The sequence below is a fragment of the Paenarthrobacter sp. TRD_SC_7 genome, from assembly GCF_056156245.1.
Window position 1 is genome coordinate 1,664,006 of the sequence record NZ_CM149587.1, and the last position, 22,788, is coordinate 1,686,793.

Consider the following 22,788-nt stretch of genomic DNA (forward strand, 5'->3'; position numbering starts at 1 on the left):
GTGGCCCCGCTTCCGTTTAACCTTCGGCGGTACCCTGAAGCATGGACGTCGTGGTCATCGAAACTCCCCAGCTGGGGGACCGCAGCTACCTGGTGCACGACGGCACCGTGGCGTTGGTCATTGACCCTCAACGGGACATTGACCGGGTGGAGCGAGCGGCTGTAAAGGCCGGGGTCCGGATCACGCACGTAGCGGAAACCCACCTCCACAACGACTACGTCACAGGCGGCCTGGTTCTTGCCGAGGCGCATGGCGCTGAGTACCTGGTGAACGCCGCTGACGAAGTCCCTTTTACGCGTGTCCCTGTATCCGACGGCCAGGTTCTCCGCGTTGGCCGGCTTTCCGTTTCGGTAGTGGCGACCCCTGGCCACACGCACACGCACCTTTCGTATGTGGTGCGGGATGAAGCGCACGACGGCGGCACGGAGGCTGTGTTTTCCGGCGGCAGCTTGCTTTACGGTTCGGTTGGACGGACGGACCTGGTCTCGCCACATGACACAGCCAAGTTGGCCCACGACCAGTACTTGTCGGTTCGTCGCTTGGTGGACTCGGCGCATCCCGAAGCGGCGCTCTACCCGACCCACGGCTTTGGATCGTTCTGTTCCATCGGCCCCGCGAGCCACCAGGAATCTTCAACGGTCGGCGAGCAAGCCGAATTCAACCATGCCCTGACGGATCCCAACGAGGACCACTTTGTTGCTGAGTTGTTGGCTAACATCACGGCCTATCCGGCGTACTACGCCCACATGAGCCCGCTGAATGCCGCCGGTCCGGACCCGGTAATCCTTGACGTCCCGGACTCTGTGGATGCTGGAGAGCTTAGCCGGCGTCTGGGGGCAGGGGAGTGGGTGGTGGATCTGCGGCATCGCGTGGCCTTCGCGGACAGCCATCTCCAAGGAAGCGTGAGTTTTGAGTACGGTCGCGGGGACAATTTCACCAGCTATCTCGGCTGGGTGATCCCGTGGAACCAGCCGCTCACGCTGTTAGGGCCCCTGGAAGAGGTCGAAAAGGCGATCCGCGACCTGGCGAGGATCGGCATCGACAGTCCGGATGCCGCCGTCGGGCCTCAACCAGGAGCTCTGGCGCCGGAGTCTCCCCAAGCCAGCTACCCGCACGGGGACTGGGCTGCACTCCTCACAGACCGGGAGCCTGAGGAGGTTGTGCTGGATGTTCGCCGCCCTGACGAATTCGAGTCCTCCCACGTCAAAGGAGCGCTCAACATTCCGGTCCACGAGTTGCTGGGCAGGATCACCGAGCTGCCGGATACGAGGATCTGGGTGCACTGTGCCACGGGGTACAGGGCGAGTGTCGCCGCGAGTCTGCTGGACCGGGCCGGGCGTGACGTGGTGCTGATCAATGCGAAATTCAGGGATGCGGCCGGGGCCGGGGTCGATACGACGCCTTAAACGCTTCCGGGCTAACGCGGGGCCTGGTCCGAGCAGTAATCCAGGTTCCGGTACACGCTCTGGACAGCGGCATCGGGATCGTGGGCTTCCAAGGCGTCCACCAATTCGTCGTGGCCTTCGCGGGGGATGCCATTGAAGCCGCCCTTGCGTTGCTGCCGGAGGAGGTCGTTGTGGAACACTCCGCCGAACGAGACGTACAACTGATGCAATAAGGGATTCCCTGACGCCAAGGCAACGCGTTCGTGGAATTCCCAGTCGGCGCTGGCCCACGTGGGATAGTCCTCGGCCTGCCAGGCATCGTGGCGGAGCGCGAGGAGGCGGCGCATTTCGGCCAAGTCCTCGGCGGTAGCGTGCTTGGTGGCCAATCGGGCAGCCTGGGTATCCAGGCCGAGCCGGACTTCCACGATGTGTTCCTGGGTGTGCTCCAGGTACATGCGCTGCGCCGCGCCGGACATCTCACTGTTGGCACGCACGTACGTGCCGTCGCCGCGTCGGACCTCCAGCATGCCGGAGTGGGCCAGGGCCTTGATGGCCTCGCGCAGGGTTCCCCGCGAAACGCCAAGGGTGGACATGAGTTCGGGTTCGGCAGGGATTCGCTCCTGGAGGGGCCATTCGCCGGACTTGATCATGTCCCGCAGCTTGGCGGTGATCTCCTCGGCAAGGGCCGGGCGATGCGAAGGGGTCAGGGTCATGCTGTCCTCGGTCCGGTCTTGGTGGCAGTGCGCTTGCTCGTGAGCAGGTGGCAGGTAACCATGAGGGCCACGGCCACGATGGACAGCAGGCTCAAGGGCAGCACCCAGCCGCCGGTGGCGCTATGGAGCAGGCCCATGCCAAAGGGGCCAATTGCCGCAATCAAGTATCCCAGCGATTGGGCGATGGTGGAGAGTGCGGTGGTTTCCGCCGTCGACCGTCCGCTGCGGCTGATGATCACCAGGACCAGCGGGAAGATGCCCAAGCCGAAGCCGAAGAGCACTGCGGGTACAACCGCCAACGACGTCGGCAGCCAGACCATGGCGGCGATGGCCAGCAACGTGGAGCTGCTGGCGAGATACAAAGCGGGGCGCAGCATCCCGGGTCGGGAGCCGAAGGCGAGCAGGATCATGCCGGCAGCCACCGAGACCAGTTGCATCACACCGAATTGCAGGCCGCTTTCGGAAGCGCTGAGACCTTGCGAAGTCAGGATGTAGGCGAACCAGCTCATCACCGCATAGGCGAGGAAGGCCTGGAATGTGAAGATCGCGGTGATCAGGATACCGAGGCGTGTACGGAGCAGCGGCCACATGGACACCCGCGGTCGGTCGGTCTTGGTGGAGTTCCGGTGGGTGTGGAGGACAACGGGCAAGAAGCCCAACAGCGCAGCGACGCCCAGGATTCCCCAGGCGGCCAGGCCCATCGATGGCGAGCCGAGCTCCTGCGCCAGCGGAACGCTCACGGCAGCGGCGAAGGTAGCGCCGCCGGACATGGTGAAGGTGTAGAGGCCGGTCATCATGGAAGTGCGGTCCGCGTAGTGTTCGCGGATGAACGACGGCATGGCCACGTTGCATACCGCGAGGCCTGACATGGCCAGGACGGTGCCTCCGAGGAGGGCGCCCGTCACCGGAACGCCACGCACCAGTAGGCCACCGGCCAGCAGTGCCAAGGCGATAGCGATGGCCTTCTCCACGCCGACGCGCCGGGTTAGCCAGGACGTTCCCATGCCCGCCACCGCAAAGCACAGCAGCGGGATGGACGGCAGGATTGACGCCACCAAGGCGCCATATCCCAGAACCTGCTGCAGTTCGTGGAACAGGGCAGCCGCGCTGGTGATGCCGGCGCGCAGGTTCAGGCCGATGAGCACCACGGCAATAATGCCGACGACGGCGACGACGCGCGTCTTAGGGACTGCCGGGTTTGCCGGGAGTGCAGCGCTTGCCGGGAAGGCAGCGGCAGCCTGGGCAGGGCTGACAGTAGGGATGTTTCCAGTGCTTGGGGTAAGAGGAGTCGTCGCGGCCATATTTAAAGGTTAGACGTTTGACGTCTAATGTCTAGAGTTTTGTGGTGAAGCTCTCCAAGCGAGCTTGCACGGGGCCTAGCGCGGGTTGCGCGAACCTAAACGCTGGACCGCCAAAGCCAGCCAAAGCTGCACGCGGTCCTGCGTCTGGGAGGGGTCGTATCCCGTCAGTTCAGTGATCTGAGCCAGACGGTATCGCACCGTATTACGGTGCAGCGTCAGGGCTTCGGCGACGGCGGCCACGGAGCCATTGTGGTTCAAATAGCTTTCCAGGGTGGTTACCAATTCTGCCCCGTGCGCAGCATCGAACTTCCGCAACGGGGTGAGGGACTCGCTGGCCATATCCGCCAGGGGAACATCCTCGCTGGCGAGCAACAGGGACGTCAGGCTCAGGCGTTCGGGTTCGTTGACCGGCAAGCCGTGCGCCACGGCGTCGCGCGCTTCAAAGTAGCTCCAACGCAGGCCGTTCGGCTTCGTGTAGGCGCCGCCGAGACCAATGACGGCGTGGATGCCGGCCTCCTGCAGGTGGTCGCTGAGGCTCTTGGCCAAAGCGGTGGCCGAGCTCCCGTCGTCGCTGATGACGGTCACCAGGTCCTTCCCGACGACGGCGCTGACGCCGGCTTCCAGCCCTTGGGGTAGGGAGATACTGATCAGCTGCTTGTGGTGTGCCGTCGACTCCGCAACAAGCACCACGTTCTTCCGCGTGCTGTTGATTCCGACGCCTGCCAAACGTCGGGCTGCCTCAATAGTTTCCAGGGTTCCGTGAATGACGTCGTCCAGGACCTGACCGGCCATGGCGCGCTGGGACTGTCGCTGCTTCACCATGTTGTTGAGCTCGACGCTGATGAGGTTTTGGGCGTAACTGACGATTCCGGAATCGACGAAGGGTTGCCGGAGCCACAGCGTGCAGGCGTCCCTGCGGCCGGTGGGAATCGGATACGAAGCCCAGCCATCCGCCGTCGGAGCCGGTTTCCCGGCCACGCTGTTGTAGAGCTGGGCGCTGAACTGGGTAAGCACCACGTCAGTGCGGAGCATGCTGCCCAGTTGCTTGAGGAGCTCATTCAGGCCGCCACCGGTGAGGAGTGAGCGGGCCAGGATCTGGTGTCCGGCGAGGAGCCGTTCCAAATTGGAGTAGTGGTCGGCGGAATGTGACTCTGCCACCAGTTTCCCGATGGCAATGAAGGGGATCTCGTAGGGGACTTCAACCAGTGGCAAGCCCCAGCGGTTGGCTTCTGCGATGAGCGCTTCCGGAACGGACTCGTGGGTCAGGCCGATGCCAAAACCGATCCCGACTGCACCTGCGCGCTGGGCCTGGCGGACGAAGCGCCTCTGGTCGGCGGCGCTCTTGAGGCGTAGCCCGGTGGTGAGGACCAGTTCCCCGCCGCTGAGGAAGCGCTGGGGATCTTCCAGTTCCGTCACGGCAACCCAGCTGATGTCCTGATTCCACGTGGTTTCGGCGAGGCCGGCTTGACGGAGTTTCAGGGAGGGGACTGCGACGAGGGAAGCGAGGGACATTGCCATGCTTTAAAGCGTAACCCGGCACTGGTCAAGCGCACTAAGCGGGGGGTCCTTGTGTGTGCAGCTGGCTATTCCTTGGGCCCCCTCCCTGGCATAGGCTCTGATCAGCTAAACCCATGCCCAGACTCCGAAAGAGGGTTGCACACCGTGGTTCAAACCTTGCAGAACTTCATCAACGGCGAATTCGTTACGCCGGCAGGTACGGGTCTCCTGGACATCGTGAACCCCGCCACCGGGGAAATCGTTGCCAAGTCGCCCATTTCGGTGCAGGCCGATGTGGACGCCGCTATGACCGCGGCCAACCAGGCCTTCAAGTCGTGGAAGAAGGCCACCCCGGGCCAGCGCCAGCTGATGCTCCTCAAGCTCGCCGACGCCGTCGAGGCCAACAGCGACGAACTCGTCGAAGCCCAGCACCGCAACACCGGACAGGTCCGCTCCTTGATCGCTTCCGAGGAAGTTGCCGCGGGCGCCGACCAGCTCCGCTTCTTCGCCGGTGCAGCACGCATCATCGAAGGCAAGTCCGCCGGTGAATACTTCGAGGGTCACACCTCCTACGTACGCCGCGAACCGATCGGTGTCGTGGCCCAGGTGGCACCGTGGAACTACCCGTTCCTCATGGCCATTTGGAAGATCGGACCCGCCCTGGCTGCAGGCAACACCGTTGTCCTTAAGCCTTCCGACACCACACCGGAATCCACCCTGGTGCTGGCCCGCCTCGCCGGCGAGATCTTCCCAGCCGGTGTCCTCAACGTTGTCCTCGGCACCGGTGAAACCGGGGCCATGATGGTTGACCACAAGGTCCCCGGCTTGGTCTCCATCACCGGTTCCGTCCGCGCCGGCATCGCCGTCGCAAGCGGCGCAGCCAAGGGCCTCAAGCGTGCCCACCTGGAACTCGGCGGCAAGGCTCCGGCCATAGTCTTCAAGGACGCCGACATCAAGAAGAGCGCCGCGGCCATCGCCGAGTTCGCCTTCTTCAATGCCGGCCAGGACTGCACGGCCATCACCCGTGTGTTGGTCGAGGACTCCGTTCACGACGACGTCGTGGCGGCCATGGTGGAGCACACCAAGACCCTGCAGACCGGTTCCCAGAACGACGAAGACAACTACTTCGGCCCGCTCAACAACGTGAACCACTTCAACGCTGTGACCTCCGTGGTGGAGAACCTTCCGGCCAACTGCAAGATCGAGACCGGTGGCCACCGCGCAGGCGAGAAGGGCTTCTTCTTCGAGCCCACCATCATCTCCGGAGCCAAGCAGACTGACGACATCGTGCAGAAGGAAACCTTCGGCCCGGTCATCACCGTGCAGAAGTTCAGCAGCGAAGAGGAAGCGCTCGAGCTGGCCAACGACGTCGAGTACGCCCTGGCGTCCAGCGTCTGGACCACCGACCACGGCACAGCCATGCGCATGAGCCGCGACCTTGACTTCGGTGCGGTCTGGATCAACACCCACATCCTCCTGACGGCAGAGATGCCCCACGGTGGCTTCAAGCAGTCCGGCTACGGCAAGGACCTCTCCATGTACGGCGTCGAAGACTACACGCGCATCAAGCACGTCATGAGTGCATTAGATGCATAACTCAGTTGCGTAACGCGTTCGCGTAACCCGTACGAATTTCCCAGAAAGGCAACCACCCCATGACCACAACCGCGAACGAACTCTCGTACCGCATCGAGCAGAAGCGCAACATCAACGGCGCCTTCCCCGGCCCCAAGTCGCAGGCACTGGCCGAGCGCCGCTCCGCCGTCGTTGCTGCAGGCGTCGCCTCGGGCGTTCCCGTTTACGTTGAAGACGCCGACGGCGGCATCATCCGCGACGTCGACGGCAACTCTTTCATCGACCTCGGCTCCGGCATCGCCGTGACCAGCGTCGGCGCGTCGGACCCCGCCGTCGTCGCCGCTGTCCAGGAAGCGGCCGCGCACTTCACGCACACTTGCTTCATGGTCACCCCGTATGAGGGCTACGTTGCAGTTGCCGAGCAGCTCAACCGACTCACCCCGGGCGATCACGCCAAGCGCACCGTGCTGTTCAACTCCGGCGCTGAAGCCGTGGAGAACGCCGTTAAGGTTGCACGCCTCGCCACCGGCCGCGACGCAGTGGTTGCTTTCGACCACGCTTACCACGGCCGCACCAACCTGACCATGGCACTCACCGCCAAGGCCATGCCGTACAAGACCAACTTCGGCCCGTTCGCGCCTGAGGTCTACCGCATGCCCATGAGCTACCCGTTCCGTGAAGAGAACCCGGAAATCACCGGTGCCGAGGCCGCCAAGCGTGCCATCACAATGATCGAGAAGCAGATCGGTGGCGACCAGGTTGCCGCCATCATCATCGAACCCATCCAGGGCGAGGGCGGCTTCATCGTTCCGGCCGAAGGCTTCCTCCCGGCACTGTCCGAATGGGCCAAGGAAAAGGGCATCGTCTTCATCGCTGACGAGGTCCAGTCCGGCTTCTGCCGTACAGGCGAATGGTTCGCCGTTGACCACGAAGGTGTTGTCCCGGACATCATCACCATGGCCAAGGGCATCGCCGGCGGCCTCCCGCTGTCCGCGATCACCGGCCGCGCCGACCTGCTTGACGCCGTCCACCCGGGCGGCCTCGGCGGCACCTACGGTGGCAACCCGGTTGCTTGCGCAGCAGCACTCGCAGCCATCGACACCATGGAGCAGCACGACCTCAACGGCCGCGCCCGCCACATCGAAGAGCTCGCCCTGGGCAAGCTCCGCGAACTGGCTGAAGAGCTTTCCGCAGGCGGGGTTTCCGTGGTTGGCGACATCCGTGGCCGCGGCGCAATGTTGGCCATTGAGCTGGTTCAGCCCGGCTCCAAGGAGCCGAACGCTGAGCTCACCAAGGCCGTTGCCGCCGCTTGCCTGCAGGAAGGCGTCATCATCCTGACCTGTGGCACCTACGGCAACGTAATCCGCCTGCTCCCGCCGCTGGTGATCAGCGACGAGCTGCTCATCGACGGCCTCGAAGTCCTCGCCGCAGCCATCAAGGCCCACGCGTAACTCTCAACGCTTTCAATGCAAGAAGGAGGGCCGGGAAATTTCCCGGCCCTCCTTCTGCGTTTAACGTCGAGTTCGCGGGAGCACGTCGAGTCCGCTAGCGCTAACCGTGCGTTTTGGCACCCTTCCCGCGATCTCGACGGCGGAACGCGCCTACGTGCCCAGCGTCAGGTTCTTCTGGTGGCCGTGTCCGTCGAGTTGCACCTCAATGACCAATGGGTTGGCGCTGACCAAGGCCACCCCGGGATCGGCCTGCACCAGACTTCCCCACGAGGAGCCATCCATCGTGATCCTCACGGAAGCCTGGGTCCGGGACGGATCGGCCACCGACAGGGTGAGCTTGCCCCCGGCCTGGTGGGCGCCCAAGGTGCAAGGCCCGGAGCTTGTGTATCCGTCCGCGGAGCCTGCTGCGAAAAAGTTGGCCATGACCAGCTTGTCCTTGGCTACTTCCACCATCTGAACCTCGGCGGAATTGGCAAGGACCTTCACGTCGGGGTTGGCGGACTGGGAGAACGTGGTGGAATCGCCGGCAGCAGGCAGGACCACGTAGGCGTAGCCGGACCCCAGAGGATCAGTGCCGTGGCGGTGAGTGACGGTCACGTAGTCCCTGGTGACGGGATCCGTAGTGCCACCGGTGTCCGCTCCTGAATTGACATCGAACCAGCTGCCCGTCCGGCGGACCACTGAAACTTCCGGCGACCCGGACACACCCGGAGCGTCAAGAAATACGTAGCCGCCGTGCCCTTCAAGGTGCAAGGACCGTTTCACAGCTACGGGTGCATCACCGGGCGCCAAAGAGCGGTTCCGGGAATCGGTCCGCAGGGCAGGAACGGATCCCACGGCGAAGGACCTGTTCTCGACAGTGGTCAGTACTGCGGCGCCACCTGTGCCGGTGATGCCTGCGCCGAGGCAGACCACGGCGTCATTCAGGAAGAACCACGACTTACGGCCGGACAGGGTCTTGTTGTGGTTGAGGTGGTCCATGCCAATGACGCCCCAACGTCCATCTACGGCGAGTCCACCGGCAAACGGCTGGAAAGCGCGGGGGATTCCGGTCCCCGCGGCACCCGCCCCACTGGCGCGGACTTGGTCGTTGACGGTGGTGCCGGGAAGGGCGTAGGGATCCACGGTGGGCCAGAAGTCGGAGCTGAACTGGGACGGGTCCTGCCGGGTGTAGAGGAACGTCATTCCGTCGCCTTGGTACCAGCCAAGGTTGTTTTCGTTGTTGCCCCACTCGTAGCGCCCAATGCGTTTGGAGGAGAGGTTGACCGTGCACCCCCACCGGGGCCGGTGGTGGACCAGCCGGTCCTGGTCGGCGAACATCATGCTGTAGACCGGTGCAGGTGCGGCAACGACGGAGGCATCGGACAGTACACCCAGTGACAGCAAGGACTTTGCCAGGCTCTGCGTTGGATGCCCCACGAGTTTCTGGTCCGCACAGCGTTCCAGCCAGCCCTTGGCCAAGGCCAGGAACCGTGAGCGATACGGTTCCTCGCAGCCCGGCGCCAGCAGCAAGACAGCTGAGATCAGACCGAAGCCGCTGACGTAGTCGGATTCGCGCTGACGGGAGACGGCCCGTCCACGGATGGTGTCCATAATCCGCCCGTCCCACACGAACGGGGCGTAGGTATCCTCCACTGCGTCAAGGAGTACGGAGCGCTGGGGGTCGTTGACTGCCCAGCTGCTTCCACCAAGCATTGCGATGATCTCGGCGATCCCGGCCAAGGCCACCACCCCGTAGGTCCCTGCATAAGGGAGATAGGAGTGCTGAACATAGGAGCCATCTGCGTAGAAGCCGTCGCCACTGGTCACGTACGTGAAGACGCTGTTGATCCCGCCGCGGACGGTGTCGCTCAGAGCATCGCGACCCAGCGCGATCTCACCGGGATTGTTGTCCAAAATGCCCCGCATGCAGCAAGCAAGGGACTTATCCACGCGGTTGGCGCCGGTCTCCGCAAAGGATGTAGCACGGCCGCGCCAATTCGGGTTGGGCGCGAACCAACGGACGGCTGCCAACAAGGAGGTCCGCAGGGCTTCCGGGACTTCAGCGTGAAGGAGCGTCAGGATGTCCACGGTCTTGCGTGGGACACCGATCTCCCAGAACCACCAGTTGCCGGCTGCCCGCATGCCCGGCTTGTAGGCCGTGTCACTCAGAAGTTGCAGGCCCGCCACAATGTCGGCCGCCAGCTCGGGATTGCCCGCAAGGGGGTTGCCGGGCACCGCATATCCCAGCGCCATGTCGTAGAGGCGGTTGAAGTGCAGCCCCATGTTGCCGGTGGCGGCTGTGGACTGTCCTATGCCAGTGAGCGGGATGTCGCTCCATAACGACGTCCGAACCGGGGTTTTGTCCATGGACGTCCACCACTTTTCGGCGGTCTTGCCCATTCCCTCGAGCTGCGCCGCGAGTTCCGGGATGTCGGCGGCGCTCCGGCCACCTGTGAGGACCAGCCGTCGCCGGTCAATGAGTTCCTGCAGCGCCACATCGGAAGTGGCAAACGAGGGCCCGGCCTGGGAAAGAAGGGCGCCTGCGAGGGCGGCTGCGCCTGCGGTACGGAAGAGGGTCCTGCGGCTCACTGTGGGTCCATTGAAGTTCAAAACTGCTCCGTTCAAAACTGTTTCAGAAGTGATGGGGTGGACGTGGTTGGGAAAAGTTTCCGCAACCCTATGTCCGGTTCCCGGGCACCTCAACAGAAATGAACAAAACTGCTCAGGACTTGTTGGGAGGTGAAACCGAGTCCCGGATGACGATGTGCGTCCCTACGGTGAGGGTGTTGTCAGAGGAGGCGCCGGCGTCGTGCGGTGACTGGGCCAGCGCCAAACGGACGGCCTCACGGCCCAGCTCCTCCAGCGGAACGCGCACGGTGGTGAGGCGGGGACGGAGTTCGCTGGCAACCGGAACGTCGTCGTATCCCACTACCGAGACATCGCTGGGAACGCGGATCCCGCGCTCTTCCAAAGCTTCCAGGATTCCGGCCGCCACCAGGTCATTGGCACCGAACACCGCCGTGAAGTCCAGGTTCTGGTCCAACAATTCGCGCATTCGGCTGTAGCCGAAGCCCCGGCTGAAAGCACCCTCGTGGACCAGCGCCGGATCCCGCTCAATACCTCGCGCATCCAAGGCGCGGTAGAAACCTTCCAACCGGGACGCCGTCGTCGAGAAATCGCGGGGACCACCGACGTAAAGGATCCTGCGGTGCCCCTGGGAGATGAGGTAGTCCGTGATCGCGAAGGCGCCTCCCTCGTTGTCGTAAGTGACCATCTTGGTGGGGACTCCGGCTCCCAGCGACGGGCGGCCGCAGAGGACCAAGGAGGAACCGGCGGCGGCAAGAGCGCGGGCGCGGTCGGCCATCTGCTTCCGGTACCGGGGGTCATCCGACGCGCCGCCCACCACAATCACGGCGTCAGTGCGCTGTTCCCTCATGAGGTCCACCAGTGCGAGTTCCCGTTCCTTGTCCCCGTGTGTGGCGGTGATGAGGCACATGCGCCCCTCGGCGCTCGCCTGCCGCTCCACGCCGCGGGCGATGTAGGCGAAGAAGGGGTCGGCGACGTCGTTGATGATGATTCCGACCGTGCGGGTGGTAGCGCCAGCCAGGGCGCGGGCATGCGCGTTCGCCACGTAGCCCAGATCAGCCACAGAGCGGAAAATGCGCTCGCGCGTGGCTTTGGCCACCGGGTAGTTTCCGCTGAGGGCCCTGGAAACGGTGGCCACTGACACGCCTGCCGCCTGCGCGACATCGGCAATGGTGGCGCCGGTGCCGCCGCGGGCGTGGAAGGGATCTGTGGGGGAGCTGTTTTCGGTCACTAGGCGATTCTCGCAAGATCCGCGGCCAATACCGGATAGGCGAGGGGCAAGCCTTCGCTCAATCGGCGGACTTCCACTACCGCGTGGCTGCCTAATCGGTGGATTTCGTTGCCCATTGCCCCTGCAATGTGGGGAGTCAGCACAACGTTGGGCAGGGTGTGCAGCACCGAATCCGCAGGGAGCGGTTCGGGATCTGTGACATCAAGATACGCGTCGAGGCGGCCTGAAATGAGTTCGGCAGTGAGCGCCGGGGCATCGATGAGAGCGCCACGGGCCGTATTGATCACCAGGGTTCCGTCCTTCATGAGCCCCAGTTGTTGCGCCCCGATGATGCCCCGCGTTTCTGCGATGTCCGGGGCATGGACGCTCACCACATTGGAGAGGGCACAGAGCTGGTCCAGCCCCACGGTTTCCACTCCAAGTTTTGAGGCCTCGACGGCGTCAAGGTACGGATCGTAGACCAGTACCCGCGCGTCGAGGTTCTTGAGCAGTCCGATCACCAGGCGTCCGACGCGGGAGGCGCCCACCAGGCCTATGGTCACACCGTGGGTTCCGATAGTGGGGAAACCGGCGGCGTTGCGGGAGGCCCCGGTGAAGCGCAGCTGTTCGCTGAACCTGCGGGCGCGCTTGAGGCCCATGACGATCGCGGCGAACGTGAACTCCGCCACCGGCACGGCGTTGGCAGCGGCAGAAGACGAAACCTGGATCCCGCGGGCATAGACCTCCGGCGACAGGAATGTCTTGACCGTACCTGCCGCATGGACGATGGAGCTCAGTCTCGGCAGCTGGTCCAGCACGAAGGCACTAATGGCGGGTGCGCCCCAGCCCGTGATGAGCAGCTCTGCATCTGCCAGCAGCTCCAAGGCGCCCGGGGCGGAGAAGTCAGCAACGGGCTCGGAGTCCAGCAGCGAGACCATCCCACGGAGCCGGGCGAGGTCCTCAGGGCTGAACAGGGTGGGCAGGCTATTGCGGCCCATCACGAACGCAGCCTTGATGGTGCCGGCTTGCTGGTGGTTGGTGGTCACTGCGGTTCCGTCCGGTTCGTCGATGGAAATCTATAGAAAGCGCTTGCTATTTGAAGTCACAATAGGCGTGCGGCTGAAATCCTGTCAATCCCGTAGATTCAATGAATGTATGGTTCTGTGCATGTTATTGACATCACACTAGGGAAGTGGGTAGCTTCTTCTCCATAGTAAACGCTTACTATTTCTAGCCACTAAGCGCTCCCGGGCGCTGGGCCACTCCACATCCGCCGCTACGGCGCAGACAGAGGAAATACATGAGCAGCAACAGCCAGACACTAGCGCCTGAGGCGACGCCCGACGCCGGCGGGCCCGGCCCGGTGGCGGAAGGTCGCCGTCGGGGTGGCCCACCTGGAGGAACGGACGCAGGGCAGGCCCGCAAGAAGAACCTGATGGCAAGGATCCGACGCGACAAGGTGATGCTGCTGCTGATCGCCCCCGGCTTCCTGTACTTCGTGGTTTTCCACTACGTGCCGCTTGCCGGCAACATCATCGCGTTCCTCGACTACAAGCCGTACCTCGGTTTTGTGGACAGCGTCTGGGTTGGCCTGGACAACTTCGCGGCCATGTTCCAGGACGGCGCTTTCTGGGAGGCTCTCCGCAACACGCTGGTGATCACGGGTCTCCAGTTGGCTCTCTTCTTCCCGGTTCCCATTTGCCTGGCCTTGCTGCTCAACAGCATTGTGTCCAACAAGATCCGCAAGTTCGTGCAGAGCGTGGTTTACCTGCCGCACTTCATCGGCTGGGTCATCATTGTGGCGGTCTTCTCCGAAGTCCTCGGTGCCACCGGGGCGGTTCCGCACCTGTTGGAGAGCCTTGGCCTTCCGCGTTTCGACGCCATGACCACTCCCGAGTTCTTCCCATTCCTGGTGACCATCCAGTCCATTTGGAAGGACGCTGGCTGGGGAACCATCATCTTCCTGGCCGCCCTCATGAACGTGGACCAGGAACTCTACGAGGCAGCCGCGGTGGATGGAGCAAACGCCCGGCACCGGCTCTGGCACATCACGCTTCCGGGGATCATGCCGGTGATCGTCCTGCTGCTCATCCTTAACCTGGGCAGCATCCTGTCCGTCGGGTTCGAACAGATGGTCTTGCAGCGCGACAATGTGGGGCCCGGCGCCGGGGAAGTGCTGGACACGTACGTCTACTTCCACGGCATCCAGGACGGCCAATGGGGACCGGCTGCCGCCGTGGGGCTCGTCAAGGGAATTGTCGGATTGATCCTGGTGCTCGGCGCCAACAAGCTCGCACATTTCTTCGGACAGGAAGGTGTCTATTCCAATGGCAAATCCAAGTAGCACGATGATGGCCGGCCTGGGCCGCCCGAAGAAGCGCCTCAAGTCCAAGGACACCCGCCCGATCTGGATGGAAAAGCCGAAGCCGGCCATGCAGGTTTCAAAGGCCATCGCGCTGGTGGTCATCTGCTTCCTGGCGCTTTACCCGCTGCTCGCGGTCCTCGCCACGAGCCTCTCCAGTCAGAGCGAGATCGCAAACAACAACGGCCTGGTGCTGTTCCCCAAAGAACCAACGTTCGCCGCGTACCAGACCATCTTCGCCGGCGGTGTGGTAACTGATGCGCTGGTCCGGTCATTGGTCATCACCACCGTTGGCACGGCCTTGTCCTTGGTGGTCACGGTCGCCATGGCGTACGGCCTCACCCGCCGGGACCTCGTGGGCGGTCGCTTCTTCCTCATGACTGCCCTGTTCACCATGCTCTTCAGCCCCGGCATCATCCCCAGCTTCCTCATGGTCAAGGAGCTCGGGCTGCTGGACAGCTACGCTGCCTTGGTCCTGCCCACCCTGATGAGCGCGTTCAACCTGGTGGTGGTCCGCTCCTTCTTCATGAACCTTCCGCAGGAGCTGTTCGAGGCTGCAAAGATCGACGGCGCTGGAGACTTCCGGATCCTGGTGCAGATGGTGCTGCCGCTCTCGCGAGGTGTGCTGGCCGTCGTCGGGCTTTTCTACGCGGTTGGTTACTGGAATGCGTTCTTCAACGCCATGCTCTACCTGAATGACGATAAGTGGCCGCTATCCATGATCCTGCGCCAGTACGTATTGCTCGGCCAGCCCATGGGCGACTCCGCAGTGGCCGAGATCGCTGTGCCGTCGCAAGCGATCCAAATGGCCGTAGTCGTGATCTCCCTGATCCCCATTGTGATCGTGTTCCCGTTCCTGCAGCGCTACTTCACCAAGGGTGTCCTCACCGGCGCCATCAAAGGCTAGTCAAACCACTTTTGAAAGGGAATCCCATGAATTCAGTCCCGACTTCCGGCCCCAGCCGCCGGAACTTCCTTTCCGTCACGGGCATCGGCGCCCTGGCGTTGTTCAGCGGCGGAGCGTTGGTGGGCTGTGGCCAGCGAACCACCGGTGTGGCCTCTAACGCCAGCGAGGCCTTGCTCCCCACTCACGTTCCCCTCAAAGCGGCCGCCGCCGACATTCCGGGCACTGCCCAAGGCGTGCCGTCGGCGTTCTACAAGTACCCTGCTCCGTTCCGCAGCGTCCAGAACGCGCCGCTCAGGGGCGGCAAGATCACTGCCATCACCAACCTGTTCGGGACGGCTCCGAACGCCCGGGCGGACAACCCGGCGTGGCAGGCCATCGAAGCGCGCCTGGGCGGGCAGGTGGAGATCACCTCGGTTTCCTCGGATGACTACGCCACCAAGTTCAACACGATCATCGCCGGCGGCGAGCTGCCGGACCTGATGCTCAACGACGGTGCAGCTGTGCCCAACATCGTGGAGTTCCTTCAGGCCAAGTGTGCGGATCTCACTCCCTTGCTGGGTGGCGACAAGGTCAAGGAGTACCCCAACCTGGCGGCCATCCCGGAGGTTTTCTGGAAGCAAACCGTCCAGGCCGGCAAGCTCTACTCGCTGCCCATCCCGCGAAACCTGACCGGGGGCTCCGGTTTCGTAAACCAGACGCTGCTGGAAAACGTTGGCATCAAGTCCACCGAAGACATCAAGGACAAAGACGATTTCTACAGGGTAGCCAAGGAGCTCACCAACCCGTCCAAGAACCAGTGGGCGTTGGGCAGCACCAAGTTTGGGCTCACGATGCTGCACCACATGTTCCGCACGCCGAACGTCTGGAAGAACGACGGCGGCAAACTCACCAGGGCGTTCGAAACGGACGAGTACATGGCCGCGATCGAATTCGCAGCCAAGCTCTATAAGGACGGCCTGTACGTGCCGGGTTCCGAGGGCTGGACGAAGTCGCAGATGGTGAACTCCTTCATCTCCGGCAAGGTGGCCATGATCTACGACGGACTCCCCGCCTACATCGGACCCACCGGCTACGGCCGCAATATCCCCGCCGCGAACAAGGCCAACAAAGCGGTGCCGTTCATCCCGGTGGGCCACGACGGCGGAAAAGCGCAGACCTGGTTGGACAACATCACGTTCGCCACCGTCATGCTGAAGAAGGCCGACGAAGCCAAGCTCAAGGAAGTCCTGGCCGTGGCCAACTTCCTGGCGTCACCATTCGGCAGTGAAGAGTACCTGTTGCTTAACTACGGTGCTGAGGGCGCGGACTACACCTTGGATGGCAACGGCAACCCCGTGGTGACCGAGCGTGCACTCCTGGACAACGCCGTGCCGTGGAAGTACCTGGCCGCGCCGCAGCAAGTGGTGTACGACCCCAGCAACAAGGAGATCGTTGACGTCATGCACAATGCATATTCCAAGCTGATTCCCTTGGGCGTCGAAGACCCGTGCGGCACCTTGTTCAGCCCCACGAACGCCAGCAAGGGCGCCAAGCTGGGTCAGCCCGTGTCCGACGCGGCAACAGCAGTCGTCGCAGGCCGTGGCACCATGGACGCACTCAAGAGCGCCGTGGCGGACTGGAAGAAGAACGGCGGCGACACCATCCGTGGCGAATACGAATCAGCGCTGGCCAAGTAGCCGATCTTGCCTATACCCAGCCTGCCGAAACCAAGGACCCGAACACCGTGACAAAGCCCCTGCCCAACGTGCCCAGCCTCAGCCTCCCTTGGCTACCAGAACCCGACACCGCCCACTCCCCATTCACCGGCTGGGGCCGCAGCCACTGGGAAGCCACGGCTGACCATTGGCTGGAGCACGTACGTGAATACTCCAGCCCGCTCAAAGCGAGTCCCCGTCTGCCCGGCCCGGTGACCCGCGACGGCGAGCGCCGGGAAGGCATGGAGACCATCGGCCGGAGTCTTCTGATGGCTGCGCCACGGATCGCGGGCGCTGGCGGGGAGGACCGGCTGGGTTTGGCGGCGTGGTACCGGGAGGCGCTTTTGGCCGGAACCGATCCCGAAGGCGCGGAGCGCTGGCCGTTGGGTGTCACGTGCAAGTCTCCTTTGCTGGGGGTGACCAACTCGATCGTGGAGGCGGCGAACATCGCCTTCTCGCTCTACATCGCCAGGGAGTGGCTGTGGGAGCCACTGGCTGCGAACGAGAAGAATCGGGTTGCGGACTGGTTGCGGCACCACGCCCGGCTTGAGGTGTGGGGCAACAACTGGCAACTGTTCCCGGCAATGGCGGAGGGCTTCCTGCGTTCGGTGGGTGAGGATGTGTCCGGCTGCACGGGTGCGCGGAATGTGGCCCGGGTGGAGTCCTGGTATCTGGGTGATGGCTGGTACACGGACGGGCCGGAGCACGCCATCGACTACTACAACGCGTGGGCTATTCACCCGTATCTGTGGGCTTGGTACAAGATGACCGGCCGGGAGGATACCGCTGAAGGTCGCCGTCACCTTGAACGGTTGCGCGACTTTGTGGGAACACACAGCCTGATGTTCGCCACAGATGGGGCGGTGCTGCACGTCGGGCGATCCCTGGCGTACCGCACTGCTGTCCTGGCTGCACTGTGGTGCGCCGAGATCTCGGGCGTGAACCCGCTGACGCCCGGTGCCACCCGCCGTTTGGCCTCCGGTGTGCTGGCGAACTTCACCGCGAAGGGTGTCGGCGTTGATGGCCCGCCGAACCTGGGGTGGTATGACGAACACCTTGGGTCCTGCCAGGCGTACAGCGGATTCGGTTCACCATATTTGGCAGGCATCGGCTTTCTTGGTTTGGCGCTACCGCCGGAGCACCGGGTGTGGCAGGACGTTGAAGAGCCTCAGCCCACCGATGGGCCGGGCGTGGTGCGCCCATTGCCGGATGCCGGGTGGACGCTCACCAGCGACGGCGGCTTGGTCCGTCTCACCAACCACGGGAGTGATCACTGCGGCCTGCCTGTGGGAGGCGGCACGGATCCGGACGATCCCCACTACGCCAAGTTCTCCTACTCCACCCACACCGCGCCCGGGACAGGAGTTGCGTGGGAGGACAACATGGACGGTCATCTTGCGTTGCTGGGGTCCGACGGCGTGGCGAGCCGGCGTTGTGCCCTCCGCGCCACCCGCACGGACGGACTCGTCAGCGGATCCGTGCACGTTCCGCAGCTGTACGGCAAGGCCCTGCCGGGAACTGCCGTGACCACTGTCTCTGCAGTGGACGGGATTCATGAGCTTCGCTGCCACTTGGTCCGGGGACCGGTGGGGTACTCCGTGCGTGAGGGTGGACATGCCGTGGCCGGAGCCCAACCCGTGCAAGCGGGCCGGTCCGAAGAAACGGCATGGGCCAGCAACGGCGATGTCTTCGCCGCAGTGACGGCCGTCCACGGCTGGCAGGAATCGAACACCACTCATTACACGGATGCCAACGCCATGGGCAAGAACTCAGCAGTCCCGAGCCTCAGCGCACAGCGCTGCGGTGAGGAAACGGTCCACGTTGCGCTCCACACGCTAACCCGGGATCCGGCTCCGGCGCCCGAAGCGCTCAAGGCAGCTGCCGCCGTCGTGGTTTCCGGTACGGAAGTCTCCGTGTCATGGGCGAGCGGCAATTCGCAAACTTTTGATCTGCGGACGTTTGTGCCGTGGGACGGGCAGGTGGGAAAGTGATCGACCTCAAATACGGAGCGTCCCGGGCAGAACCACGTGGGGATGCTGCAATGCAGCGGTTCCGAGGCCATCGCGTAGGGCAGTTCATTCACTGGGGCCTCTACGCCCTGCCGGCTGGCCGCTGGGAAGGGAAGGATGTGGAGTTCGCGGCTGAGTTCCTGCCTCGGGTCGCCAAGATTCCCCAAGAACGCTGGGAGGCGCTCGCCAACGATTTCACGCTGGCGGATTTCGACGCTGACCGGTGGGCGGACACGGCGGTGGCACTGGGTGCCCGCTACATGACCATCACTACCAAACACCATGACGGTTTCTGCCTGTGGCCCAGCGTCCACACGGACTTCCACATGGGGAACACGCCCTCCGGTCGCGATGTCCTGGGCGAACTCGTCCAGGCCTACGAGGCGCGTGGAATTGACGTCAACTTCTACTACTCAGTGCTGGACTGGCGGCATCCGGACTGGCGCTTCACCTTGGAGAACGACGGCGACAACCTGGCTTTCGCCCGCTACCTCGACTTCGCGATGAAACAGTTGGAAGAACTGGCCGAACGCTATCCCAGCGTCAAGGGCTTCTGGTTCGACGGCACGTGGGACGAATCCGTGAAAGCCAACGGGTGGTGGACCTGGGAGGTCGAACGGATGCTGAAGGAACGGATTCCCGGCGTGGTGGTCAACAGCCGTTTGCGTGCGGACGACTTCGGGGCCCGACACGTTGATTCAAATGGATTGCTTATGGGTGACTACGAAAGCGGCTACGAGCGCCGGCTGCCCGAGCCGTGGGACCACAGCGTGGCCAGGCGGGATTGGGAAGCCTGCATGACCATCCCGCAGGCAAGCTGGGGTTATCACCAAGGCCCATGGGCGCAGTCCACGCTCAAGCACCCTTGGGATGTTGTGGACATGATCGCCCACTGCACATCATTGGGCGGCAACTTCCTGCTGAATTTCGGACCCCGCGGCGACGGCTCCATGGCGCCCGCCGAGGTGGAGATTGCCAGCCTTGTGGGGGAGTGGCTGAACGTGAACGGCGTGGCAATCTACGAGTGCGGCTTCGCCGAGGGATGGGACTATCCGGGGTGGGGGTACTTCACCCGATCTACCAACGGCGACGTCTTCGCGATTGTCACGCGCGTGCCGGCGTCCGGGCGGATCCGGCTGCATCCTCCGGAGGGGCTCGCGCTCGCCGAAATCCGGTTGCTGGGGTCTGGCCCATTGGGCAGCGAGGCACACCCGTTCAAGCGGCTCGCGGACTCGTTGTTCGAGGTGGAAGTTGAGGCTGATTTGAGTGCCGGGCCGCTCGTGTTCGCCGTGGAAACCACAGCCATCCAGGGCCCAGCGTCCGCAAAGGAGCCCAACCCGGATGTGCTGGACTAGGGCTTCGCATCGACTTCGTGGGAAGGCTGCCAATTCTTCCGGAAAACTCCGGCGATCTGGCGGCCTTCCCGCGAACTCGGCGGGGTGGGCGGGACTGGTTTAGGCGCCAGCAGCAGCGATCCTTGCCTTCTTCTTCAGCACGGAGTTCTTCCGGGTGGTTCGCAGCATGTCGATGGTCAGCAACACCAGGGCCAACCACACCACGCAGAACCCGATCCAGCGGGCAGTGGTCATGGTCTCGTTGAACACAGCAAGCGCCACGATGAACTGAAGGACAGGAGCAAAGTACTGCAGGAGGCCGATAGTGGTCATGGGCAGACGGCGGGCCGAAGCACCGAAGAAGAGCAGCGGTACGGCCGTGATGACACCGGAGGCCACCAACAGCCAGAAGTGGCCGGCTCCCAAGGTGGTGAGGGTCTGGACGCCAGTCACGCCCAGGACCACCATGGTGATGGCTGCGAAGGGAGCCAGCACTACGGTCTCGACGCTGAGGCTTGTGAGGGCGTCAACCTTGGGCCCCACACGCTTCTTCACGAAGCCATACAGCCCGAAGCTGAACGCAAGGATCAGGGCAATCCAAGGAAGCTGCCCATAGGAGAACGTCAGGACGCCCACAGCAACGAAGCCAATGGCCACTGCTGCCCACTGCAGGGGACGCAGCTTCTCCTTGAGGAGGAAAACACCGAGCAAAACCGAGACCAGCGGGTTGATGAAGTAGCCCAAGGACGTCTCAACGGCGTGGCCCGTGGTGACGCCGAATGTGTAGGTGAGCCAGTTTATGGCAATCAGCACGGCTGCCAGGGCCAACGGACCGAACACAGAACCATCCTTCACCGCAGCCCGGAACGTCTTCCATGCCCGCGTGATGGTGATGAGCAGTGCACAGAAGAGCAAGGACCAGACGATCCGGTTTGCCACGATTTCCACTGCGCTGGCTGGCATCAGCACAAAGAAGTACAGGGGAAGCAGCCCCCACAGGCCGTAAGCGCCGATGCCGAACAGGATTCCAGCCGTCGACTCGCTCCTCACGGGCTTACTGCCCGGTTTGGCCGAATTGCCGGAACCGCCGGTAACTCCACCGCCGCCCCCGGCTGTCGTCGTCGTTGGCTGGTTTGAAGATGGGGAATTGGCAGCTATATGATCCGGTGTCGACACATTGTCGCCAACATAAAGGAAGCCCGCAATATTCCGCAATCTTTGGGATTTTCTGTGACTCCTGCCATATAAGCGGACGGGGGTAGGGTCGACATCTAGAATTGGAATCTGCGCGCCCCAACAACGGCGTGGCTCACTGCTTCGGAAGGGCTAACGGTGTCCAACTCAGCCGCAACAAACCCCAATCGTCCGCTTCGTGTTGCGATCGTTGGCGCAGGACCCGCAGGTGTGTACGCCGCGGACATCCTGACGAAATCAAGCGAGGTCAAGGACGGGCACGTGGACGTCAGCATTGATCTCTTCGAGGCATATCCGGCGCCTTACGGCCTGATCCGCTACGGCGTGGCACCGGATCACCCGCGGATCAAGGGCATCGTGAACGCGCTGCACAAAGTCCTGGACCGCGGCGACATCCGCTTCCTCGGCAACGTAACCTACGGCAAGGACCTCACTCTCCACGATTTCCGTGCCTTCTACGACGCCGTGATCTTCTCCACAGGTGCCATCAAAGACGCCGACTTGAGGATCCCCGGTGTCGAACTGGAGGGCTCCTTCGGCGGCGCAGACTTCGTTTCCTGGTACGACGGACACCCCGACGTTCCTCGCGACTGGCCCCTGGATGCCAAGGAGATAGCCGTGATAGGCAACGGCAACGTGGCCTTGGACGTCGCCCGCATGCTGGTCAAACACCCCGAGGAACTGCTGGTCACAGAGATCCCGGACAACGTCTATGCCGGGCTCAAGAAGTCCCCGGTCACCGACGTCCACGTCTTCGGCCGCCGTGGCCCGGCCCAAGTGAAATTTACTCCGTTGGAGTTGCGCGAGCTGTCGCACTGCAAGGACGTGGACATCGTCCTGTACCCGGAGGATTTCGAGTTCGACGAAGCTTCGGATGAGGCCATCAAGACAAACAACCAGATCAAGACCATGGTCAACACCATGACCAACTGGCTGGTGGAGGAGCACGCAGAATCGGAGCAACCCTCTTCCCGGCGCCTGCACCTGCACTTTCTGCACAGTCCCGTGGAGATCCTCGACTCGCCTGAGACGCCGGGCAAGGTCTCGGCCATCAAATTCGAGCGCATGCAGTTGGACGGAACGGGCAACGTCAAGGGCACCGGCGAGTTCATCGAATACCCCGTGCAGTCCGTTTACCGCGCCATCGGCTACCACGGTTCCCCTCTGGAGGAACTGGAGTACGATGCCCGCCGCGGTGTGATACCGAACGACGGCGGTCGCGTCCTGGATGCCGACGGGGAGCCCGTGCCGGGAATCTACGCAACTGGCTGGATCAAGCGCGGACCGGTGGGTTTGATCGGCCACACCAAGGGCGATGCCTTGGAGACCATCGGATTCCTCCTTGAGGACAGACTCAATCTACCCCCGGCGGAAAATCCGGATCCGCAGGCCATCATCGACCTTCTCGAAGAACGCGGAGTGGAATACACCACGTGGGAGGGCTGGAACAGGTTGGATGCCCACGAAGCCGGCCTGGGTGCTGCCTGGTCCTCCAGCGAAGGTAACGGTAATGGTGTGGTCCGTGAGCGCATCAAGGTTGTTCCGCGCGAGGAAATGATCCGGATCTCCCGCGGCTGACAATCTCCTC

At 63.3% G+C, this 22,788-nt stretch carries 16 protein-coding genes; 9 read left to right on the forward strand and 7 right to left on the reverse strand.

The features are described from left to right. Positions 1-41 precede the first annotated feature (41 nt). Positions 42-1,406 carry an MBL fold metallo-hydrolase gene (locus AC0J5Z_RS08095; protein ID WP_475038618.1) on the forward strand — a complete coding sequence of 455 codons (1,365 nt, stop codon included), beginning with the start codon at positions 42-44 and terminating at the stop codon, positions 1,404-1,406. A gap of 11 nt (positions 1,407-1,417) precedes the next feature. On the opposite strand, the gene AC0J5Z_RS08100 is transcribed toward AC0J5Z_RS08095, so the two are convergent. From AC0J5Z_RS08100 to AC0J5Z_RS08110, 3 genes are all read right to left on the reverse strand, one after another. Then, the gene (locus AC0J5Z_RS08100; RefSeq protein WP_207594331.1) at positions 1,418-2,098 is read right to left on the reverse strand and encodes a FadR/GntR family transcriptional regulator; all 681 of its coding nucleotides are present in this window, start codon (positions 2,096-2,098) and stop codon (positions 1,418-1,420) included. After that, on the reverse strand, positions 2,095-3,399 hold the full coding sequence (locus tag AC0J5Z_RS08105) for an MFS transporter (protein WP_475038619.1): 1,305 nt from the start codon (positions 3,397-3,399) through the stop codon (positions 2,095-2,097). Before AC0J5Z_RS08105 ends, AC0J5Z_RS08100 begins: the two co-directional genes overlap by 4 nt. A 75-nt stretch (positions 3,400-3,474) precedes the next feature. Continuing rightward, the gene (locus AC0J5Z_RS08110; RefSeq protein ID WP_475038620.1) at positions 3,475-4,917 is read right to left on the reverse strand and encodes a PucR family transcriptional regulator; all 1,443 of its coding nucleotides are present in this window, start codon (positions 4,915-4,917) and stop codon (positions 3,475-3,477) included. Between the two features lie 144 nt (positions 4,918-5,061). Here AC0J5Z_RS08110 and AC0J5Z_RS08115 point away from each other — a divergent pair, with 144 nt between their 5' ends. Both AC0J5Z_RS08115 and gabT read left to right on the forward strand, forming a co-directional pair. After that, positions 5,062-6,492, forward strand: coding sequence for a gamma-aminobutyraldehyde dehydrogenase (locus tag AC0J5Z_RS08115; protein WP_475038621.1), 1,431 nt, complete (start codon positions 5,062-5,064; stop codon positions 6,490-6,492). Between the two features lie 59 nt (positions 6,493-6,551). Beyond that, positions 6,552-7,922: a 4-aminobutyrate--2-oxoglutarate transaminase gene (gabT, locus tag AC0J5Z_RS08120; protein WP_475038622.1), complete on the forward strand. Its 1,371-nt coding sequence runs from the start codon at positions 6,552-6,554 to the stop codon at positions 7,920-7,922. A gap of 150 nt (positions 7,923-8,072) precedes the next feature. On the opposite strand, the gene AC0J5Z_RS08125 is transcribed toward gabT, so the two are convergent. From AC0J5Z_RS08125 to AC0J5Z_RS08135, 3 genes are all read right to left on the reverse strand, one after another. Continuing rightward, complete coding sequence (locus AC0J5Z_RS08125) at positions 8,073-10,493, reverse strand: polysaccharide lyase 8 family protein (RefSeq protein ID WP_475038623.1); 2,421 nt, start codon at positions 10,491-10,493, stop codon at positions 8,073-8,075. 133 nt (positions 10,494-10,626) lie between these two features. Continuing rightward, positions 10,627-11,721 (reverse strand): LacI family DNA-binding transcriptional regulator, encoded by a 1,095-nt coding sequence (locus AC0J5Z_RS08130; protein ID WP_475038624.1) that lies wholly within the window; start codon positions 11,719-11,721, stop codon positions 10,627-10,629. After that, positions 11,721-12,746 carry a hydroxyacid dehydrogenase gene (locus AC0J5Z_RS08135; protein ID WP_475038625.1) on the reverse strand — a complete coding sequence of 342 codons (1,026 nt, stop codon included), beginning with the start codon at positions 12,744-12,746 and terminating at the stop codon, positions 11,721-11,723. The genes AC0J5Z_RS08130 and AC0J5Z_RS08135 overlap by 1 nt, the downstream gene beginning before the upstream one ends. A 254-nt stretch (positions 12,747-13,000) precedes the next feature. Here AC0J5Z_RS08135 and AC0J5Z_RS08140 point away from each other — a divergent pair, with 254 nt between their 5' ends. From AC0J5Z_RS08140 to AC0J5Z_RS08160, 5 genes are read left to right on the forward strand one after another with little or no spacing between them, the layout of a single operon-like run. Further along, entirely contained in the window at positions 13,001-14,044 is a 1,044-nt protein-coding gene (locus AC0J5Z_RS08140; protein ID WP_475038626.1) for an ABC transporter permease, read from the forward strand. Further along, positions 14,028-14,969: a carbohydrate ABC transporter permease gene (locus tag AC0J5Z_RS08145; protein WP_475038627.1), complete on the forward strand. Its 942-nt coding sequence runs from the start codon at positions 14,028-14,030 to the stop codon at positions 14,967-14,969. Before AC0J5Z_RS08140 ends, AC0J5Z_RS08145 begins: the two co-directional genes overlap by 17 nt. 26 nt (positions 14,970-14,995) lie before the next feature. After that, complete coding sequence (locus AC0J5Z_RS08150) at positions 14,996-16,645, forward strand: extracellular solute-binding protein (RefSeq protein WP_475038628.1); 1,650 nt, start codon at positions 14,996-14,998, stop codon at positions 16,643-16,645. Positions 16,646-16,692: 47 nt separating this feature from the next. Beyond that, complete coding sequence (locus AC0J5Z_RS08155; RefSeq protein ID WP_475038629.1) at positions 16,693-18,654, forward strand: DUF2264 domain-containing protein; 1,962 nt, start codon at positions 16,693-16,695, stop codon at positions 18,652-18,654. Then, on the forward strand, positions 18,651-20,027 hold the full coding sequence (locus tag AC0J5Z_RS08160; protein WP_475038630.1) for an alpha-L-fucosidase: 1,377 nt from the start codon (positions 18,651-18,653) through the stop codon (positions 20,025-20,027). Before AC0J5Z_RS08155 ends, AC0J5Z_RS08160 begins: the two co-directional genes overlap by 4 nt. 99 nt (positions 20,028-20,126) lie before the next feature. On the opposite strand, the gene rarD is transcribed toward AC0J5Z_RS08160, so the two are convergent. Further along, positions 20,127-21,221, reverse strand: coding sequence for an EamA family transporter RarD (gene rarD / locus AC0J5Z_RS08165; protein ID WP_475038631.1), 1,095 nt, complete (start codon positions 21,219-21,221; stop codon positions 20,127-20,129). 117 nt (positions 21,222-21,338) lie between these two features. On the opposite strand from rarD, the gene AC0J5Z_RS08170 reads away from it, so the two are divergent. After that, complete coding sequence (locus AC0J5Z_RS08170) at positions 21,339-22,778, forward strand: FAD-dependent oxidoreductase (protein ID WP_475038632.1); 1,440 nt, start codon at positions 21,339-21,341, stop codon at positions 22,776-22,778. Positions 22,779-22,788: the final 10 nt, after the last annotated feature.

What these genes read in the sequence shown, in the direction of transcription:
- AC0J5Z_RS08095 (WP_475038618.1), top strand. Translation starts at nt 42, where the DNA reads ATGGACGTCGTGGTCATCGAAACTCCCCAGCTGGGGGACCGCAGCTAC.
- AC0J5Z_RS08100 (WP_207594331.1), bottom strand. Translation starts at nt 2,098, where the DNA reads ATGACCCTGACCCCTTCGCATCGCCCGGCCCTTGCCGAGGAGATCACC.
- AC0J5Z_RS08105 (WP_475038619.1), bottom strand. Translation starts at nt 3,399, where the DNA reads ATGGCCGCGACGACTCCTCTTACCCCAAGCACTGGAAACATCCCTACT.
- AC0J5Z_RS08110 (WP_475038620.1), bottom strand. Translation starts at nt 4,917, where the DNA reads ATGGCAATGTCCCTCGCTTCCCTCGTCGCAGTCCCCTCCCTGAAACTC.
- gabT (WP_475038622.1), top strand. Translation starts at nt 6,552, where the DNA reads ATGACCACAACCGCGAACGAACTCTCGTACCGCATCGAGCAGAAGCGC.
- AC0J5Z_RS08140 (WP_475038626.1), top strand. Translation starts at nt 13,001, where the DNA reads ATGAGCAGCAACAGCCAGACACTAGCGCCTGAGGCGACGCCCGACGCC.
- AC0J5Z_RS08145 (WP_475038627.1), top strand. Translation starts at nt 14,028, where the DNA reads ATGGCAAATCCAAGTAGCACGATGATGGCCGGCCTGGGCCGCCCGAAG.
- AC0J5Z_RS08150 (WP_475038628.1), top strand. Translation starts at nt 14,996, where the DNA reads ATGAATTCAGTCCCGACTTCCGGCCCCAGCCGCCGGAACTTCCTTTCC.